The sequence below is a fragment of the Mesorhizobium sp. GbtcB19 genome (genome assembly GCF_019091085.1).
GTDB lineage: Bacteria > Pseudomonadota > Alphaproteobacteria > Rhizobiales > Rhizobiaceae > Mesorhizobium.
Genome location: NZ_JAGXJY010000062.1, coordinates 1 through 1,277, shown reverse-complemented (window position 1 = coordinate 1,277; position 1,277 = coordinate 1). Strand labels below are relative to the sequence as shown.

At 26.9% G+C, this 1,277-nt stretch carries 2 protein-coding genes; one reads left to right on the top strand and one right to left on the bottom strand.

The features are described from left to right. The coding region (locus KVT37_RS31560) for a hypothetical protein (protein WP_217578924.1) at positions 1-605 on the top strand (605 nt) is incomplete at its 5' end. Between the two features lie 126 nt (positions 606-731). Here the strand turns inward: KVT37_RS31560 and KVT37_RS34010 are convergent. Continuing rightward, positions 732-905 (bottom strand): JAB domain-containing protein, encoded by a 174-nt coding sequence (locus KVT37_RS34010; protein WP_098161954.1) that lies wholly within the window; start codon positions 903-905, stop codon positions 732-734. Positions 906-1,277: the final 372 nt, after the last annotated feature.

Sequence of the window (1,277 nt, the reverse complement as noted above, 5' to 3'; positions counted from 1 at the left end):
ATATTTTAGATGAAAGTGGCATAGAAGAAGTCAATAAATCTTTAAATCTTAGTTATTTTAATAGGATGACCAATCTGTATGATCTGGTATTGTACACTAAACAAATATTGAAAAAAGATAAGTTAGTACAGCTCAATAAGTCCTATGATAAAGAATATTATAAAATACTTTCCAACTCGAAAAAGTTTGATAGAATAAAAAATTTAAGTTTATCATATTATTCACATAGTGAAGACTTCATGCAAGGTATGCAATGGAATATATTTAGTAGTGACCTACAAAAAGGTGCAAATAATTTGAAAGAAATAGAAGATGAAAGGATAAAGAAAATGAATAGCTTTTTGAGCTTTCTTTGTAATGGATTAAAGGCTTACATTCTTAAACAGAATAAACTTCAGGCTGATTTTGAGTTACCTAAAGACATTGAAGATGACTATTTTATCTATAAAAAATTAGCTAAAATAGAATTCTACGAGAAATTTATAAAAAAAATAACCCCTGCAAAACTGATAGCGTTAAAAGAAAATGGCTCAAAAAAAGAAATAATGTTTTTTGATGTCTACCATAGTGTATATTCGACAATTTATGAATACAATAAAGAATAAGCTCGGCTAGGATTTTTATTCCTAGCCGAAAACTTATTTTTTTTTCTTCAAAAGTTCTTCTAAGATAATTATAACAATGGGAATTATAATTTTTTTATTAACCACATTTTTATCTCCTTTCTAAATTTATTTGATATCTCCTTTTTCTTTCAGTGAGCAAAAATTGTTTGTACATGTAATGATAGGATTTAGTAAGTTGATTCCTAGAATAGTGCAAGATTTTTCTAATCGGTTAGTTACATCAATGTATTTTGAGCTTGGTGCCGGATTTTCAGATGGATGATTATAGACAACAATTATAGAAGCGGCACTTCACATGGATGAACATTGCTAGCTAGTATTTAGAATGCTAATGTGAACAGAGTGAATACAAGTAGGCTACTTCTTGCATAATAGTTTGACTGGGGCAACATTCATATGTTTTGCACATAAGGATTTTCGAATAAAACTCACTCCCTTAAATAAATTTGAATAAATCCAAATACCTATAAGTATTTAGATTTATTCAAAGTAATAATATATAATTTAAAAATTCGAATCTCCGATTTAATTATAGTTTTTGAAGATATAAATTATGTTTGTATAAAATGAAATTAATTGCAGAAAGTATTCAAAGAGACTGGTGTTTATTTGGGATGTATGATAAAATTGTATCTCTAATATTGATATTTA